The organism is Aequorivita sublithincola DSM 14238 (assembly GCF_000265385.1).
Taxonomy (GTDB): domain Bacteria; phylum Bacteroidota; class Bacteroidia; order Flavobacteriales; family Flavobacteriaceae; genus Aequorivita; species Aequorivita sublithincola.
In genome coordinates this window covers 773,768-789,419 of the sequence record NC_018013.1, presented here as the reverse complement: position 1 = coordinate 789,419, position 15,652 = coordinate 773,768, and the positions used below count along the sequence as shown (strand labels likewise).

Here is a 15,652-nt window from a genome sequence, read left to right as displayed (position 1 = left end):
TAGTTCGTAACAATACGAACTAAATGAAATTAAATTTATGTTAATTTTTTATTTCCTGTAAATCAAAGGAATGGCGACAAAAGTCTAACTATCTTTTCCCAGAGATGGATATGCTTTGGACGTGCTAACCAATTTTTTGAAATAATTTGTTCAGAAACTAAAAGATCATCATCAAAAGCTTTCGTAAGTTTTTGTGCAACGTCCTTACTATAAATCATAGCATTAACTTCAAAGTTTAAATCGAAGCTGCGATAATCCATATTTGCCGAACCGATTATGGCTAAATCATCATCTATTACCATTGTCTTGGCGTGAACAAAACCTTTGTTGTATTTATAGATTTTTGCTCCATACGCTAGCAGTTCTGTATAATAAGCACTGGCAGCTGCGTTGACCATCTTGGAATCTGATATTCCCGGAATAATTATTTTCACATCCAGTCCGCTTTGAATAGCAATAATTAATGCATCCATTAAACTTTCGCCAGGAATAAAGTAGGGGCTTGTTATATAAATCTTTTTCTTGGCAGAACTTATCGCTTCAAGCAATGAGTAGAATATAACAGGTTGCTCGCTATCAGGACCCGAAGCTGCAATCTGGACAACATCATTCTCTATATTATTACTCTGAATGTATTCTGGGAAATATTCCGTATGGTATTGTATTTCATCGGTACTGCAAAAATTCCAATCGCAAATAAACAAATATTGCAAGTAAGCCGAAGCTTGTCCTTCAATCATTAAGTGGGTATCACGCCAAAATAGATGATTTTCTTCATTTAAGTCATTACGATACTTATCACTCATATTAATACCACCAACAAAGCTCGTTTTACCATCAATGATGATGATTTTTCTGTGGTTTCTGTAATTAATACGGTTTGCCAATGCATACCATTTTATCTTATAAAATGGTGCAGTCTGTACGCCTGCATCTTTTAGTTTTTGAATAAATGGCTTACCTAAACTATGACTCCCAAAATCGTCATACATAAAACGAACTTGAACACCTTCTTTTGCCTTTTTTATAAGAACTTCTGCAATTTGATTTCCTGTAATATCATTTTCATAAATATAATATTCAATATGGATGTGCGATACTGCATTTTCTAATGCCCTTAATACTTGTGGGAACTTCTCTTCTCCATTTATTAATAACTTTACTTTGTTGTTTGCGGTTAAAGGGCTACCACTTGAGCGACGAATATATTCAATTAAAGTTTCTCTTTTTTCTGGTATCAATCCTGAATTGCTTATCGCATCAGAATACAAATTCATTTTATTCTTGATACGTTCTCGAAGAGGTTCATCTTGAACAATCTTTTTGGTGTATAACTTTCGTTTTCGGTAATTGATTCCGAAGGAAAAATAAAAGATTACCCCAACAATTGGAACAAAAACAATAAACAAGATGTACGCTAAAGCCTTTGTGCTGCTTCGGGTATCGTATAATACTCTTAAAACAACCAAAATCATTAAGAGGGTGTAGGCTATTTGTGCGATTAGAATCCAATTCATAAATATTCTTGTTTATTTACTTTTAAAAGTAGAAGTTTTTCAGGTATTAAGTAAAAGACCTCACAATCCAACGTCTTGGGACTGTAAGGTCTGCATACTTGCTTAATTAAAAATAAATTTAATTCTATATGTAATATTACATATCCAAAGTCTGTTCGCCACCACCATTGATGAAAATAACTTGACCACTAGTCCAGCTGGAAATTGGTGCTGCAAAATAAAGAACGGCTCCTGCAATGTCTTCAGATTCACCCAATCTGTGGATAGGGGTGTGCTTCAACATAGCTTTTTCCAAATCTGGAGTCAATACCGTACTTAAGGCGTGTGTTCTTGTTGCTCCAGGTCCAATGGCATTTACTCGGATTTTGTCTGGTCCATAATCAAAAGCGAGGTTACGCGTCATATGGTTTATTGCTGCTTTTGATGATGCATACGCACTTATTGCAGGACTTTTGTTTATTGAAGCCATTGATGACATATTAATAATACTACCGTAACCAGCTTTTTTCATATGAGGGGCAACTAGTTGGCAAAGACGCCACATACTAAAAACGTTCATATCGAACACTTTTTTAAATTGCGCTACCTCAATGTCGTAAGGGCTTTCTTTTCCTGCGCTACCGCCACCAACGTTATTTACCAATATTTCGATACTGCCAAATTTTTCAACAGTTTTATCTACCAAATTAATTAAAGCATCGTCTTCAAGTACATTACAATCAATAGCGATTGATGTTCCATCATTATCGTTTATTGCTTTTGAAGTTTCTTTAGCGGCCTCCAAATTGTAATCTGAAACCACGACTTTTGCGCCATAAGCAGCTAATATTTCACAGCAAGCTTTTCCTATGCCGCCTGCGCCACCTGTTACTACTGCTGTTTTTCCTTTTAAATCAAAATGTTTTGATGTTTCCATAATATGTTATTTTTAAATTATTATTTATTGTTTTTTAAATACTGTTTTACCTTCTTTAATGGTTTCCAGCACTTGAATATCTTTAATAGTCATTGCATCAACCTTCAATGGATTCTTTTCTAGAATCACAAAATCCGCCAACTTCCCTTCCAATAAACTTCCTTTTGAATCTTCTTCAAAAAACTCGTAGGCTGCATTAGTGGTAATGGCTTGCAACGCTTGATAAGGTGTAATTTTTTCGCTTTCTCCAATAGTAGCTCCAGAACGAGAGACGCGGTTTACAGCAGACCATATTGTAAATAAAGGATTCACCGGTGTTACTGTGGCATCAGAGTGGTTTGTTGGTTTTAGACCTATGCGTATCGCACTTGCCATTGGGCTTAAAAAATCAGCACGTTCTTTTCCTAAATTCTTAACGTGCTCATCGCCCCAAAAGAAGGCGTGATTGGTAAAAAAGGAAGGTTCCATATTGTATTTTTTGAAGATTTCCAATTGGTCAGGACGGACGAATTGCGAGTGAATTACAATTGTTCTTCGATCTTTGTCCAGCGATTGCCCTAATTTTTTACAAGCATTTTCGTGTGCGGCTATGACCATATCAATGGTTGCATCGCCATTGCTGTGAATAAAGAGTTGATTATCGTCAGCATACGCCGTAACAAATAGCTCATTTAATGTTTCTTTGGTTAGACTTGGCAAACCTCTACAATCGTGAGTACATCCTGGAACTTCGGTTAAAAATGGTTCTGTAAAAAATGCAGTTTTACCTTGTGGCGAACCATCTGCAACTATTTTCGTCCCTTGCACTTTAAAATGGTTTTTGTAGGTTTTAAAATGAATTGTGCTGTCCTTTAAATTTGCTTTTAAATCGTTATTTCCACCTAATGCCATTAAATCTATCTTCAATTTTCCAGCATCTGCTTGGGATTGGAAAAATTTAATAGTGTTGCGATCGGTCATTCCATCTTGAGCGGTAGTAATTCCGTTAGATGCATAGTATTCTTGTGTGGCATCAAAATATTTAGATTGTTCTTTCCCCAGAATTTGAAGCATATTCCCCACAAAAGGATACATTGCGGTTTCTTGTACTAAGCCGTTTGGTTCTTTAGAGTTTGGCATTCTTTCAATATTACCACCATCAGGATTTGGTGTTTCTGCTGTAACATTCATTTTCTTAAGCGCCATTGAGTTTGCTACTCCCATATGTCCACTTGTATGTTGCAGATAGACTGGATTGTTAGGTAAAACCGCATCTATTTCACTTTTAGTAGGATGGCGCTGTTCTTTTAATTGACCATCGTCATAGCCCCAACCAAAAATCCATTCGCCATCGGGTATGTTATTGTCCGTTTTGTAGGCTTTTATTCTTTTGGCGATATCTGGAATATTTGTTACAGTTCCAACTGGTTCTGGGTTCAAATCAACTTGCCCCATAGAATTAGACACCATTCCAAAATGACTGTGAGGGTCGATGAAACCAGGCAATAATGTTTTACCCTTTAAGTCGACTTTTTCAGCTTCGGGATATTTTGCTTCGGCATCTTTTTTACTTCCGATGAAAACAATCTTACCTTTTTGTTCAACCACAGCTTCAACGTATTCTGGTGTATCAGAATTCATTGTAATGATGTCTCCATTGAAATATAACTGCGAAGAAGCTTCCGACGTTGTATCGACAGATTTTGAGGTAGATTCGTTTTTACAACTGTAAAAAAAAGCTACTGCTATTACTATGTATAAAGTGTATTTCATATGACTAGTTTTCAAGTTCTATTATTAGAATACTTTCTTTTAAGGTAAGATAATTCACGATTCCAGAAACAATTCCGGCAATAATTCCTATGATCAGTAATGCAGCAGTCAACGATACTTCAACTGTACCCATATATCTTTGCCATAAAACTGCTAATGATGTTAAGACACCAAAAGTGAAAAAACCGTGTTTAATAGTTAACCATAATGTGGTCGGAAAAAAAGGTGCTTTTTTCTCCTTAATTCCGAAGTATGCAACCAAAGTAAGAATCATTGCTAATGTAATTGCTAGCATAACTGCCGTACCTAAAACAGTTACATCACCATTGCTTATTGAATCTACCGAAATAGGAATTGAATCCATATCCTTCAAGAAAAAATACTGAATTCCACCGTTTATGATACCATTAATAATACCTGTTATCATTGCGCCTTTTAAAATTGCATCTTTCATCTTAATTATTGGATTAGTTAGAAATTTTTACTGCATATACACAGCCTCAAAAACTGCCAATGGTGCTCTTCTACCTACATTTAGGTTGAGTACGTCGCCATTTATTGTATAGTTATCCGCTGTATTAAAAACGTTGAGTAATTCTGACTCGTTAACATCAACATCTGGACAAGCTCTTAAAGTTGTAGCCATATTTTTAAAACGAATTCTATTTCCTTTTTCAATAGTGTATTCTCCACTTATGTTATTACATCCTGCAAAGCCATTCACTCTATTATCATTTTTTAATGTGAAGAAAATTTCCCGTTCTTGATTGTCTGCCATTGCTACGCTTTTACCTTCTAAAGTTTTGAGTTTCCAGTATTTTTCTTTTATCAGGTTTTCAGAAGTAACTTTTTTGAAAACTGTTAGTGGTGCTTCTCCAGTTTTGTTTAGTGATAAGAATCCGTCTTCAATTGAATAATTATCTGCTTTTCCAAGTGCATTCATAAATTCACTTTCATTAATTAATGCATCTGGACAAGCCATTCTGGTACTTGCTAGTTGTGTAAAAGAGATTCTATTTCCACTTTCAAGAGAATAATTTCCACGGAAGGTATTACATCCTGAAAATCCAGTAATTGCCTTATCAATTTCATTAAGTTGAAAATTAATTTTCTTGTCTGTACTATTTTGGTCAATTGGTTGTCCTTGTAACGTAATTAGTTCCCAAGTGGACTGTGTAATCTCACTTGTACCTTCCAAATTATTTTCATTTGTTGGGCTTGTTGTATTCTTAGCGCTATTACAGCCTACCATTGCTAGTGCAATTATCGTCAATGTCATTATTTGTTTTCTCATTTTATCCATCTTAAATATTAGTATATTCTAAATTAGATCACAAAAGTATATTTAGTTCGTAACTAAACGAACTAAATTATATTAAAGTATTGTTAATCTTTAATATTCAGTATTTAAGGAAGTTGCGGAGCTTATTATTTCTCGCTCTCGCGAAAATGTTTCATTCTTATAATGATGGCTTCTAGAAGCTTTTGTTTTTCAACTAGATATTCTTGAACGATATTTCCTAATGTTTTTTCATCAACAAACTTTTCAGGATGGTATTTCTTATTGTAAGTATTTATTTCGGCTACCATTCCCATTTCTATATCTATTCTTTGAAGTTCTGCTTCTAATGAAATTACTTGAGAATCTTTGGCAAGCTTGAAATAACGCTTACGATCGCCTGGTTTTGTATAAGAAGCAACATAGTCTAATTGTAAAAGTAAATTAATATTTACAGAAGTTGCACTCTTACTGGCCTTTACCTTTTCTCTTATTTCGTCAAAAGTGAGACCTTCGTAAGATGACAGAATTAAAAGTGTATAGATTCTTGAGGCCAATGGCGAAAGCCTAAGCCGTTCTTCAATACCCATACCTATTCGCTCTATAAGCTGAATTTGTTCATTTTGTTGAGACATAAATAATTTATTTTTTTCGGAAACGCTAAATTACATTTAGTTCGCATGTTAACGAACCAAAAGTGAATAAATCTATGTTAATATTAGAAATATATTAACTTTTTGAATTTCTGATCCTAAATAAATTCTATCCCTTACCTTCTATAATCAATTCTTCGATTTCTTCTCTGTCCTCACCATTGAGTTTCGGGTTCTTTGGGGTTGAGACTTTTTTTTTATGATGAATTTCATAATACATCGCAAAATGGTCGCTTCCGAAGTTTTTGGAACGAACCATTTTTTCAACATACAAATCGCGCGTATGAAAAAGATGATCTAAAGGAAAACGTAAAAAGAAATATTCGGCGTGAAAGGTTGAAAAGAAGCCTCTGCCAACACGTGGATCAATCATTCCCGTCATTTTTTTGAAAAGTCGTGTGGTTCGGCTCCAAACCACATCATTCATATCGCCACACACCACAGTGGGTTTATCCAGATCGCGAATTCTTTTTCCAGTAAGCATTAGCTCAGCATCACGCTCTTTTGAAGTTTCATTTTCCGTTGGGCTTGGTGGCGCAGGATGAAGGCAACAAAAGAAAATTGAAGGATTGCCCTCCGTTGCATATTCAAAAAAAATAGAAGGTTTGTCGTCTTCAATTTGATACTTCACTTCAACATTTATCAATTCTTTTTTCGAATAAAGATGCATGCCATAAAAGTTTTCCAAAGGTGCTTTTACGCTGAAAGGATAATCGCTTTCAATGGCCGAAAGACAGTTTTCCCAATCCTGGTTAGATTCCATTGTAAGCACTAAATCTGGATCAAAACGTTTTACTTCATCTAGAAAATCTGGATAGCACGAATTGGTCTGCAGCACATTTCCCGCCAAAATGGATACGTGGCCATCACTCGCATCGTGCGACCTCCTTCTTGGGAACAGCGAACTATAAGGAAATACTTTGTATAGTTGATAAAGCATAGTTGCAATCAATGCGAAAAGTAAAATCCAGCTGAAAGCTGTGAAAGTTATTTCGAAATACAGAAACAATCCAAGTAAAATAAGTTGAATAAACAACGTTTGAAGCCGAACAAAATCCGCAGTTCTAAAAAACCAATGTGGATTGCCAGTAGCTGGGAAAAAGGAACTGAAGATAAAAAAAATTATCAGAATGTATAAAATCATTTTTCAAAGTTAGTTCTTTTGGAAAGATGTAAAACCACTTAAATAGCTTTTTTGCCAAACTACATATTCCTACTTTTACCACTTCAAAAAAAAACAAACCATGAAAAAAATTATTCTTAGTGCTTTTTTAACTCTATTAACTTGCGCTTTTGCAATTGCGCAGGATTACACAACCCCAAATACAGGAGTAACCTGGACATTGGATGACATTGCAGCAGCAAGCCCAGCAACCATTACAATTTCGGGAAATGATTATACCCTTTTGGGAAATTTGACTGTTGCAGAAAACGATACAGTTATTATTAATTCAGATCTTACGCTATCCATTGACGCAGATAAAAGAATAACTGTTTCCGGAACATTTACGGTAAATTCCAATGCGGTTACTATTACTGCTTTAAACATAAACGCGCCTTACGATGGGTTTCGTTTTGAAGAATTTTCAACTATAAATATTCAAAACGCGACTATTCAATATGGCGGTGGATTGAGAGTTTTGACAGAAACCTTTTCAATAGACAACTGTACCCTTACTAATAATGTTTCTGGCACAACAACAAGTGCGGTTATTCAACTTTCGCGCGGAATGCCACAGATTACAAACAACACAATTTCTTTCAACGAAAATCCTGCAATCGGTTCTGCTGCAAATGCTGCTGTGTCTGCTTATATTTTCAACAATATGATTGAAGGGAATAACAAAGCGAACAAAAACCGTCCGCAGATAAATATGGGTACAACTTTGGCAAATGAGCCGTTGCAAATAATTCAAAATTCAATTATCGGCGACCCTGCTTTGGATCAAGCAGGAGGGATTGCCATTGCCAATTTTGTGGGTGGTGATGTTAATGTGGTTATAGACAACAATATTATTCGTGGCAATCGCTATGGAATCACGCTTCTTGGGATAAATAATTCAGCTGAAATCACAAATAATATAATCGAAGACAACAACATCCAAGGCGATCCGAACCTTGGTGGAAGCGGTATTAACCTAAACAGTGCCTCTGTTAGCGAGGATGTTATTGTTACTGCAAATCAAATTCGCCGAAACCTGTGGGGAATAACCTTGCAAGATTCGGCCACCATAAATCTTGGAGATGACGTTAACAATACAGGCGAAAACATATTTTCTGAAAATGAAAACGGAGGCATAACTTATGCACTTTACAACAACACGCAAAACCCAGTTTCCGCAAAACATAACTGCTGGATTGAAGGTCAACAAAGCACCGAGCAACAAGTGGAAGATGTTATTTTTCACAGCGTAGATGATCCAACTTTAGGCGAAGTAACTTTTGATCCTTTTGAATGTGGAATTATTGGTATTGATGAAAATGTAGTTGAAAACTTCAGTTTCTATCCAAACCCCGTAAAAAACGAAATCAATTTCAATAATATCTTTTCTTTTGAAAAAGTTGAAATTTACGGAATTCAGGGTAATTTGATTGCTACCAAAGTAATTTCTGAAGGACAACAAACGCTATCAATCAATCTTCCGTCAGGTTTATATTTTGTGAATTTTAGCAATGACGCGATAGCTGTTACGAAGAAAATAATTGTGGAATAATTACGATTTCAGTCTGAGCGCAGTCGAAGACTTTTTTGCGTATAAAAGAAATTAGTCAATAATAACTTTAACTTCAAAATGCCTTAGCTTTTGCTAAGGCATTTTTTATTGGTATAAAGTCTGAATTTCCTTCCCTAAAACAGTACTTTTGCACTTCCCAAAAAAATAAAAACAGCCCCGTGAAAATTCAGAATAAAGCAACCTTGGAATTGAGCCATGACGAAATGAAATCCTATGGTTATGAAGTAGTTGACGCTATTGTAGATCACTTTTCAACCCAAAATCAAAAATTGCCAGTAGTTTCGGGTACGCGCGGAGAAATGGAGAAACTTTTTCTAGAAGAAGCTCCCGAAAATGCAAGCGATCCTAAAAAGGTTTTAAACTTCGTTTTGGATGAAGTGATGACTAAAAGCAACATCGTTTCGCACCCAAAGTCATATTCCTTCGTTCCTGGACCTAGTAATTATATTAGTGCAATGGCAGATAGCCTAACGGCTGGCTTCAATATATTCTCTGGCGGATGGCAAGCTTCGCCAGCTGCTGCAGAAATGGAAATCGTGACGATGAACTGGCTTTTAAAAATGTTCGGTTTTCCACAGAAAAAAGGTGGTGGAATATTTACGAGTGGCGGTTCTATGGCAAATTTAACTGCTTTGGTTACCGCACGTACCGTAAAATGTGGTGACGATTTTAGCAAAGCCATAATCTATCTTTCAGATCAGGCGCATTCTTCAAATATTAAGGCAATTCGGGTACTTGGTTTTAGTAAAGAACAAATCCGAATTATCCCTACAGACGGCGAATTCAAATTTTCACTAAATAAATTAAAGAACGCAATTGCAAAAGATAGATTGGAAGGTTTACAGCCATTTTGCTTAATCGCAACTGCCGGAACTACTAATACTGGAACCGTCGATCCACTTTCAGACATTGCAAAAATCTGTAAAAAAGAAGACATTTGGTTTCATATTGATGGCGCTTATGGGGGATTTGCAATCCTTTCTGAAGATGGAAAACAACTTATGAAAGGAATTGAAAAGGCAGATTCGTTAACCATCGATCCACATAAATGGTTTTTTCAACCTTATGAAATTGGTTGTCTTTTGGTGAAAAAGCACAAATGGCTAAAAGGAACTTTCACCGAAAAACCTGAATATTTACGCGACATTGAAGGCAATGAATCTGAAATAAATTTCTACGATCACGGTATTGAATTAACGCGTCGTTTTAGAGCCCTAAAGTTTTATATGTCTGTAAAGACGTTCGGATTGGGCGAATTCAGAAAAGCAATTACCTACAATGTGAAATTAGCTGAAGCAACGGAAAGCTTTCTTCGAAAAAGTTCTAATTGGGAAGTTATTTCGCCAGCAACTTTAGCGGTAATTAACTTTCGATATAATCCAATTGGCAACAAACTTTCAGAGAAACAATTAGATGCTTTAAACCAACGAATTTCACAAAATGTAGTTGATTCAAAAAAGGCTTTATTAGTAACCACAGTGCTTAACAGACAAATTGTATTGCGAATGTGTTTGATAAATCCACGAACTACACTAGATGACGTAAAAGAAACCATCGCTCTTTGCGAATCTTTTGCAAATGAAAAAGTCCTGGCTTGAAACAAGCAGATGTTATAATAATAGGCGGTGGTGCTGCGGGTTTTTTCACGGCAATAAATGCTGCGGAAAAGAATCCCGAACATAAAATAATAATTCTAGAACGCGGAAAAGAGGTACTCACTAAAGTAAAAGTAAGTGGTGGCGGAAGATGCAATGTAACCCACGCCGAGTTTCTTCCGAAGGAATTATCACAAAACTATCCAAGAGGTGAAAAAGAACTTTTAGGACCTTTCCACACTTTTATGACGGGCGATACTATTGAATGGTTTGAAAAAAGGGGAGTGGAATTAAAAATTGAAGAAGACGGAAGGATGTTTCCAGTAACGGATTCTTCGCAAACTATTATAAATTGTTTTCTTTCCGAAGCGAAAAAATTTGGGGTTGAGGTTCTTCTTAATCAATCTGTAAAAACAATTCAAAAAGAGGCGGATCATTTCACAATAAATACTACTTCAGATACTTTTTCAGCAAAAAAAATTGTGGTTGCCACGGGAAGTAATCCAAAGATTTGGCAATTGCTGGAAGGTTTGGGGCATACTGTTGTTCCAGCCGTACCGTCACTTTTCACTTTTAATATTAAGGATGGAAGGATTGTAGATTTGCCTGGATTAAGCACCGATGCTTCCGTGAAAGTATTAGATGCAAAAGGGAAAATAATGCTGGAAAGTAACGGTCCATTACTTATTACCCATTGGGGAATGAGTGGCCCTGCAATTCTGAAACTTTCCGCTTGGGGAGCACGAGTTTTAGAACCATTAAAATATCATTTCAATATTGAAGTAAATTGGCTGAATACGCTTTCCGAAGAAGAAACCATCGATGCTTTAAAGGATTTGAAAGTATTACAAGGAAAGCAGACCATTTTTAAATATGCGCAGTTTGATTTACCTAAACGCCTTTGGCAAAGCATCATTAAAGCTTCGGGAATTGATGAACGACTCACTTGGGCAGAAGCCACACGCGAAAATCTTCAAAATATAGCAAATCAACTTACCGCAAGCATTTTTGAAGTCAATGGTAAAAGCACTTTTAAGGAAGAATTTGTAACCGCTGGCGGTGTAGATTTAAAGGAAATAAACTTCAAATCCTTCGAAAGTCGCATCTGTAAAAATCTATATTTTGCTGGTGAAGTGCTTAATATAGATGCTATTACAGGTGGATTCAACTTTCAGAATGCTTGGACTGGCGGATTTATCGTTTCGCAAAATCTCTAATTACGGTATTGTTTTTTATATATCAATTGTATATATTTGATATATAAAATCTATATATAATGGGAAAGACTAAAAAATTGATTGAGCTGGATAATAAAGCTATTGAAATACTTGAAAAACAGGCAAAACTTCAAAAACGTTCCTTAAAAAATTATCTTGAATTTATGATTGAGGATACTGCGTTGAATTTTAGTGAACCTTCTGAGGAATACAAAGCTATGATGGATAATATGATTGATAGAATGAAAAAGGGAACACTAAAAACTACACCGCTTTCAGAAATTTTAAAGCAGTATGGAAGAAAACTATGATATCACGGACGAGGCTAAGTTGGAACTTCACAAAGCGAAATGTTTTTTTGAGTTTTTAGGAAAAGAAGATGAGTTTTTGGATAATTTTCTCCATCAATTGCGTCTTATTTTGCAAATGCCTTATGGTTTTCAGATTCGATATCGAGATGTTCGCATTGTGAAGTTTGGACAATTTGATTATACTATCCATTATATCGTTAATAAGGAGCAGATTATAATCTTACATATCCTTAACCAAAGTCAAAACTATTAAAATGCAAACCTACATAGCCCTACTTCGTGGCATAAATGTTGGCGGCCATAAAAAGATTAAAATGGCAAACCTCAAACTTCTTTTTGAGGAGTTGGGGCTTACAAATGTATCTACTTACATTCAGAGTGGAAATGTGATTTTTTCTGCTAAAGCTGAAATGAAATTAGCCGAAAAAATCTCTAAGGCAATTCTTTTACGCTTTGGTTTCGAAATTCCTGTCCTTGTAAAAACACTTCCCGAAATTGAAGCAATTCTTGCCATCTGTCCATTTTCGGAAGAAAAGAAGATAGCTTCTTATTTTACATTTCTAAATGAAACGCCTTCAAAAGATTTAGTTGAAGAAGTAAGTGGCTTAGTTTATCCAAACGAAGAATTTGTTATCACTGAAACCTGCGTGTATTTCTTTTCTGAAAAAAGATATCACGAAGCAAAATGCAATAATAATTGCATTGAAAAAAAGTTGAAAGTTGTGGCTACTACTCGGAATTATAGAACCTTGCAGAAGCTCCTGAAACTTGCATATAATTTATAAACATTAAACCTGGGAAAGCGCGGATCCTTTGTGCGCAGCTATATGGTCTGTCTTGTCGCTTTTAATTTCGTATTGCGGGTCGTCTTTGCTAGCGTGATGGGTGTAGCCTTTGTATTTAAAATCTAAATGATGCACTTTTATAATTTTCCCCGAAACGTGTCCCGCCTCTGAGTTCCATTTTACATGGTCTCCTACTTTGTAATCTTTCATAATTAATACATTTTAAATTAGTTTTTCATTCAATCCCAATGTGCGAAATTGATTGGCGATTTTGAAATTTTGAGGAGTGAACTACATCAGAAGACCTCATAATTATTTATTGGTCGGCACGCGATAGGTTGTTGCGTATTTCAAAAGCTTAATCAAATCTGGATTGTCTAGCGCTGCAATAGATTTAATCTTGCAATGTCGAAACAATTTTCCAGTTCCTTCCAGTAAGTTCTTCGGATCGGGAAGTTCCGCACCATAATTAAACCCGAAGGTTACGTGATTAGTTGCAGGCATCAACCAACAAAAATGCTCGGTTTTTTTCTTAGACCCGGTACCAAAGCCAATATTTTTTTGTGTGATCCAAACCACTTCAACAGCTTCGGGAAACACTTTGTAAACAAGGTTTCGGATTTCTCGTGCTATGTTTTTAATTTCTTCAGAAAAATCCTGGATTACTAGTTCAAATACATCGGTACTTTTCATTTTCCTAAATCTATAGTTTAAACCAATTATTGATAATATACGCTAAAATGCCCACACGCGAAATGTCGCATATAATTCCTAAAATCAAAATAATTTTTTTACAGAATACTAAAAGCAATCGGCACTTTATAAAAAACCTCAACCAATTCGCCATTGTGCATCGCTGGGCTAAGTTGCGGAAGCGTTTGGATTATTTCTACAGCATTTTGATTCATTATTTCTGGGCCTCCTGTTGCACTTATATTTTTTGTTTTTCCCTCTTTATCTATTGTAAATGCAATGTCTATTTCAAAAATACCAGTTAAGCCTAATTCTGAAACAAGATCAGTATTTAATTTTCGGTTAATGTAGTTATTGATGAATTCTCGGGTACATTTTTGTTTTTTTTCCGACTTCCATTTCGCTTTGCAGTTTGGTGCGAGAGGTGGAACTTCAACGCGGTTATAACCCATTGGTTCTGATTGTGGAGATTTTACATCTACACTATTTTCGTTAGGCTTATCTATTTCCGTAGTTTGCGAAAAACTAAAACTGATAAAAAGTATAGCAAACAGGATGGTGATTTTGGTTTTCATTTAAGATTTCATTTATCGAAAGTTTAAAACTACAAAATTTCTTCCCAAATCATTGATGGCATATTAAACCCTTTCCCGATGACATTATAATCTGACTATTGAGGAGTAGTTTTAGGTTTTATAAATGTGAGAGAAAAGGCTTCTGAGCCATCGTGTCTTGGGAGCTTTTTTATTATGAAGATTGAAAAGTACTCTTTATTATTTTTTCATTCAATTGATTTTCTCCGGAAGAAATGGTGAATTCTATATTTTGATCTAAATCAAACATGCTTTTGAAATAGAGGGTTTGGGTGTCTTTATAAATATAAATTCTTTCTCCACAACTTCTATCTAAAAATGAACGAGAATTCATACCATTTCTTTTTAAGGTAGCTTCCATGAAATTTTCCGAAATCGTTGTAGTCTTCCAATGTTGTTCTTTGGCAAGTTTATTTATTTTTTGCTGAAATTCTTCTTTTGAAACTGTTGTTGAAACACTTCTTATTTTAAGCTGACGATTTAAAAAATAATAATGAATGATTGTTATCAAAAGAAAAGTCCCTCCAATAATGCCAAGAGGCTGGTCTTCATAAAAAGCACTTGTTAAACTTTGAAATCCAGTAGTTAAACAGAAGATTGAAATAATGAAAAGCAGAAGTGAAATTCGGAAATAACTAAACATATCAGTAATACTTAGTTGAAGTCTTCCTCTTTTTATTGAATTTCTGAATTCTTCAGAAGTCATTTATTGCTTGATTTAATTTCTAGGACTAAAACTACAAAATTATTTCGCATTTACTCAAAAAACAAATACATCCCACGCTCATCATTATGGATCACAGGCTCCAAACGGTAGGCGGTTTTCATGTTTTCTTTGTTGAGTACTTCTTCTTTGGTGCCAGATGCTAAAAGTTCGCCATTGTTAAGCAATACTAGATGGTCTGCGAATTTGGCGGCGAGGTTAAGATCGTGCACTACGCCAACAATTACCAAGTCTTGTTGCTTTAGAAGCTCACTCAATTTATGCATAAACTGAAATTGATAATGCACATCCAGAAAAGTAAGTGGCTCGTCCAAAATTAAATATCGGCAACCATTTTCTGAAGGATACCATATTTGCGAAACCACACGCGCAAAGTGAACACGTTGTTTTTCGCCACCGCTTAAGGTTAGATAATCTCGATCTGCCATTTCTTCCACATCAAAAAACTGCATTGCTTCTTGTATTGCCTGTTCGTCTTTTGAAGTTGGATTTACTGAAAAATGTGGGTAACGTCCCATTGTTACCACTTCTTTTACTTTTAAAGGAAAAGCAAGCTCGGTATTTTGTGAAAGTACAGCGCGCACTTTGGCCAGTTCTGCTACAGAAGTGTTTTTAATGTCAATTCCTTCATAAAAAACCATTCCGTCTTGAGGTTTCAATTGGTTGCAAATAACCTTTACAAGCGTAGATTTTCCTGCCCCATTGGGCCCGAGAATGAGGTTTATTTTGCCAGGTTCAAAGTTTATCGAAATATCTTTTAGAATAGTTTTTTTTCCAATTTTGAATGTTATGTTGTTTGCTTGTATCATATCTGAAGAGACTTAGGACTAATTGACGTAAGACATAAGACTAATGTGGTTAATGAGATGAAAATTACTTTTT

18 protein-coding genes are annotated in these 15,652 nt (G+C 35.4%); 6 read left to right on the top strand and 12 right to left on the bottom strand.

Annotated elements, in window-relative coordinates; all coding sequences use genetic code 11:
• Nucleotides 1-62: 62 nt before the first annotated feature.
• From cls to AEQSU_RS03790, 7 genes are all read right to left on the bottom strand, one after another.
• Nucleotides 63-1,517 carry a cardiolipin synthase gene (gene cls / locus AEQSU_RS03820; RefSeq protein WP_014781544.1) on the bottom strand — a complete coding sequence of 485 codons (1,455 nt, stop codon included), beginning with the start codon at nucleotides 1,515-1,517 and terminating at the stop codon, nucleotides 63-65.
• Between the two features lie 136 nt (nucleotides 1,518-1,653).
• Complete coding sequence (locus tag AEQSU_RS03815) at nucleotides 1,654-2,433, bottom strand: glucose 1-dehydrogenase (RefSeq protein ID WP_014781543.1); 780 nt, start codon at nucleotides 2,431-2,433, stop codon at nucleotides 1,654-1,656.
• 24 nt (nucleotides 2,434-2,457) lie between these two features.
• Nucleotides 2,458-4,185 carry an amidohydrolase gene (locus AEQSU_RS03810; protein WP_014781542.1) on the bottom strand — a complete coding sequence of 576 codons (1,728 nt, stop codon included), beginning with the start codon at nucleotides 4,183-4,185 and terminating at the stop codon, nucleotides 2,458-2,460.
• Between the two features lie 4 nt (nucleotides 4,186-4,189).
• Nucleotides 4,190-4,639, bottom strand: a complete 450-nt coding sequence (locus AEQSU_RS03805; RefSeq protein WP_014781541.1) for a hypothetical protein — start codon at nucleotides 4,637-4,639, stop codon at nucleotides 4,190-4,192.
• Nucleotides 4,640-4,666: 27 nt separating this feature from the next.
• Nucleotides 4,667-5,479, bottom strand: coding sequence for an META domain-containing protein (locus AEQSU_RS03800; RefSeq protein ID WP_042492295.1), 813 nt, complete (start codon nucleotides 5,477-5,479; stop codon nucleotides 4,667-4,669).
• A 134-nt stretch (nucleotides 5,480-5,613) separates the two neighbouring features.
• Nucleotides 5,614-6,099 carry a GbsR/MarR family transcriptional regulator gene (locus AEQSU_RS03795; protein ID WP_014781539.1) on the bottom strand — a complete coding sequence of 162 codons (486 nt, stop codon included), beginning with the start codon at nucleotides 6,097-6,099 and terminating at the stop codon, nucleotides 5,614-5,616.
• A 127-nt stretch (nucleotides 6,100-6,226) separates the two neighbouring features.
• Nucleotides 6,227-7,261 carry an endonuclease/exonuclease/phosphatase family protein gene (locus tag AEQSU_RS03790; protein WP_014781538.1) on the bottom strand — a complete coding sequence of 345 codons (1,035 nt, stop codon included), beginning with the start codon at nucleotides 7,259-7,261 and terminating at the stop codon, nucleotides 6,227-6,229.
• Between the two features lie 100 nt (nucleotides 7,262-7,361).
• Here AEQSU_RS03790 and AEQSU_RS03785 point away from each other — a divergent pair, with 100 nt between their 5' ends.
• The 6 genes from AEQSU_RS03785 to AEQSU_RS03760 all read left to right on the top strand — a co-directional run bounded on the left by AEQSU_RS03785 (nucleotide 7,362) and on the right by AEQSU_RS03760 (nucleotide 12,760).
• The gene (locus AEQSU_RS03785) at nucleotides 7,362-8,831 is read left to right on the top strand and encodes a T9SS type A sorting domain-containing protein (protein WP_014781537.1); all 1,470 of its coding nucleotides are present in this window, start codon (nucleotides 7,362-7,364) and stop codon (nucleotides 8,829-8,831) included.
• 179 nt (nucleotides 8,832-9,010) lie between these two features.
• The gene (locus tag AEQSU_RS03780; RefSeq protein WP_014781536.1) at nucleotides 9,011-10,450 is read left to right on the top strand and encodes a pyridoxal phosphate-dependent decarboxylase family protein; all 1,440 of its coding nucleotides are present in this window, start codon (nucleotides 9,011-9,013) and stop codon (nucleotides 10,448-10,450) included.
• The gene (locus AEQSU_RS03775; RefSeq protein ID WP_014781535.1) at nucleotides 10,447-11,664 is read left to right on the top strand and encodes a BaiN/RdsA family NAD(P)/FAD-dependent oxidoreductase; all 1,218 of its coding nucleotides are present in this window, start codon (nucleotides 10,447-10,449) and stop codon (nucleotides 11,662-11,664) included. The genes AEQSU_RS03780 and AEQSU_RS03775 overlap by 4 nt, the downstream gene beginning before the upstream one ends.
• 59 nt (nucleotides 11,665-11,723) lie before the next feature.
• The gene (locus AEQSU_RS03770) at nucleotides 11,724-11,975 is read left to right on the top strand and encodes a hypothetical protein (RefSeq protein ID WP_014781534.1); all 252 of its coding nucleotides are present in this window, start codon (nucleotides 11,724-11,726) and stop codon (nucleotides 11,973-11,975) included.
• Entirely contained in the window at nucleotides 11,959-12,228 is a 270-nt protein-coding gene (locus AEQSU_RS03765; protein ID WP_014781533.1) for a type II toxin-antitoxin system RelE/ParE family toxin, read from the top strand. Before AEQSU_RS03770 ends, AEQSU_RS03765 begins: the two co-directional genes overlap by 17 nt.
• A gap of 1 nt (nucleotide 12,229) precedes the next feature.
• On the top strand, nucleotides 12,230-12,760 hold the full coding sequence (locus AEQSU_RS03760; RefSeq protein ID WP_014781532.1) for a DUF1697 domain-containing protein: 531 nt from the start codon (nucleotides 12,230-12,232) through the stop codon (nucleotides 12,758-12,760).
• 3 nt (nucleotides 12,761-12,763) lie between these two features.
• Here the strand turns inward: AEQSU_RS03760 and AEQSU_RS03755 are convergent, their stop codons facing one another.
• The 5 genes from AEQSU_RS03755 to AEQSU_RS03735 all read right to left on the bottom strand — a co-directional run bounded on the left by AEQSU_RS03755 (nucleotide 12,764) and on the right by AEQSU_RS03735 (nucleotide 15,579).
• A complete protein-coding gene (locus tag AEQSU_RS03755; protein ID WP_014781531.1) occupies nucleotides 12,764-12,970 on the bottom strand; it encodes a hypervirulence associated TUDOR domain-containing protein in 207 nt (68 codons plus the stop codon).
• Between the two features lie 102 nt (nucleotides 12,971-13,072).
• A complete protein-coding gene (locus AEQSU_RS16095) occupies nucleotides 13,073-13,453 on the bottom strand; it encodes a DUF1801 domain-containing protein (protein ID WP_014781530.1) in 381 nt (126 codons plus the stop codon).
• A gap of 98 nt (nucleotides 13,454-13,551) precedes the next feature.
• Nucleotides 13,552-14,028 carry an energy transducer TonB gene (locus tag AEQSU_RS03745; protein ID WP_014781529.1) on the bottom strand — a complete coding sequence of 159 codons (477 nt, stop codon included), beginning with the start codon at nucleotides 14,026-14,028 and terminating at the stop codon, nucleotides 13,552-13,554.
• 172 nt (nucleotides 14,029-14,200) lie between these two features.
• The gene (locus AEQSU_RS03740; RefSeq protein ID WP_014781528.1) at nucleotides 14,201-14,752 is read right to left on the bottom strand and encodes a hypothetical protein; all 552 of its coding nucleotides are present in this window, start codon (nucleotides 14,750-14,752) and stop codon (nucleotides 14,201-14,203) included.
• Nucleotides 14,753-14,802: 50 nt separating this feature from the next.
• Nucleotides 14,803-15,579 carry a heme ABC transporter ATP-binding protein gene (locus tag AEQSU_RS03735; RefSeq protein WP_014781527.1) on the bottom strand — a complete coding sequence of 259 codons (777 nt, stop codon included), beginning with the start codon at nucleotides 15,577-15,579 and terminating at the stop codon, nucleotides 14,803-14,805.
• Nucleotides 15,580-15,652 lie beyond the last annotated feature (73 nt).

Excerpts from the sequence above, each read along its gene's own strand:
- cls (WP_014781544.1), bottom strand. The coding sequence starts at position 1,517 with ATGAATTGGATTCTAATCGCACAAATAGCCTACACCCTCTTAATGATT.
- AEQSU_RS03815 (WP_014781543.1), bottom strand. The coding sequence starts at position 2,433 with ATGGAAACATCAAAACATTTTGATTTAAAAGGAAAAACAGCAGTAGTA.
- AEQSU_RS03810 (WP_014781542.1), bottom strand. The coding sequence starts at position 4,185 with ATGAAATACACTTTATACATAGTAATAGCAGTAGCTTTTTTTTACAGT.
- AEQSU_RS03805 (WP_014781541.1), bottom strand. The coding sequence starts at position 4,639 with ATGAAAGATGCAATTTTAAAAGGCGCAATGATAACAGGTATTATTAAT.
- AEQSU_RS03800 (WP_042492295.1), bottom strand. The coding sequence starts at position 5,479 with ATGAGAAAACAAATAATGACATTGACGATAATTGCACTAGCAATGGTA.
- AEQSU_RS03795 (WP_014781539.1), bottom strand. The coding sequence starts at position 6,099 with ATGTCTCAACAAAATGAACAAATTCAGCTTATAGAGCGAATAGGTATG.
- AEQSU_RS03790 (WP_014781538.1), bottom strand. The coding sequence starts at position 7,261 with ATGATTTTATACATTCTGATAATTTTTTTTATCTTCAGTTCCTTTTTC.
- AEQSU_RS03785 (WP_014781537.1), top strand. The coding sequence starts at position 7,362 with ATGAAAAAAATTATTCTTAGTGCTTTTTTAACTCTATTAACTTGCGCT.
- AEQSU_RS03770 (WP_014781534.1), top strand. The coding sequence starts at position 11,724 with ATGGGAAAGACTAAAAAATTGATTGAGCTGGATAATAAAGCTATTGAA.
- AEQSU_RS03765 (WP_014781533.1), top strand. The coding sequence starts at position 11,959 with ATGGAAGAAAACTATGATATCACGGACGAGGCTAAGTTGGAACTTCAC.
- AEQSU_RS03760 (WP_014781532.1), top strand. The coding sequence starts at position 12,230 with ATGCAAACCTACATAGCCCTACTTCGTGGCATAAATGTTGGCGGCCAT.
- AEQSU_RS03755 (WP_014781531.1), bottom strand. The coding sequence starts at position 12,970 with ATGAAAGATTACAAAGTAGGAGACCATGTAAAATGGAACTCAGAGGCG.
- AEQSU_RS16095 (WP_014781530.1), bottom strand. The coding sequence starts at position 13,453 with ATGAAAAGTACCGATGTATTTGAACTAGTAATCCAGGATTTTTCTGAA.
- AEQSU_RS03745 (WP_014781529.1), bottom strand. The coding sequence starts at position 14,028 with ATGAAAACCAAAATCACCATCCTGTTTGCTATACTTTTTATCAGTTTT.
- AEQSU_RS03740 (WP_014781528.1), bottom strand. The coding sequence starts at position 14,752 with ATGACTTCTGAAGAATTCAGAAATTCAATAAAAAGAGGAAGACTTCAA.
- AEQSU_RS03735 (WP_014781527.1), bottom strand. The coding sequence starts at position 15,579 with ATGATACAAGCAAACAACATAACATTCAAAATTGGAAAAAAAACTATT.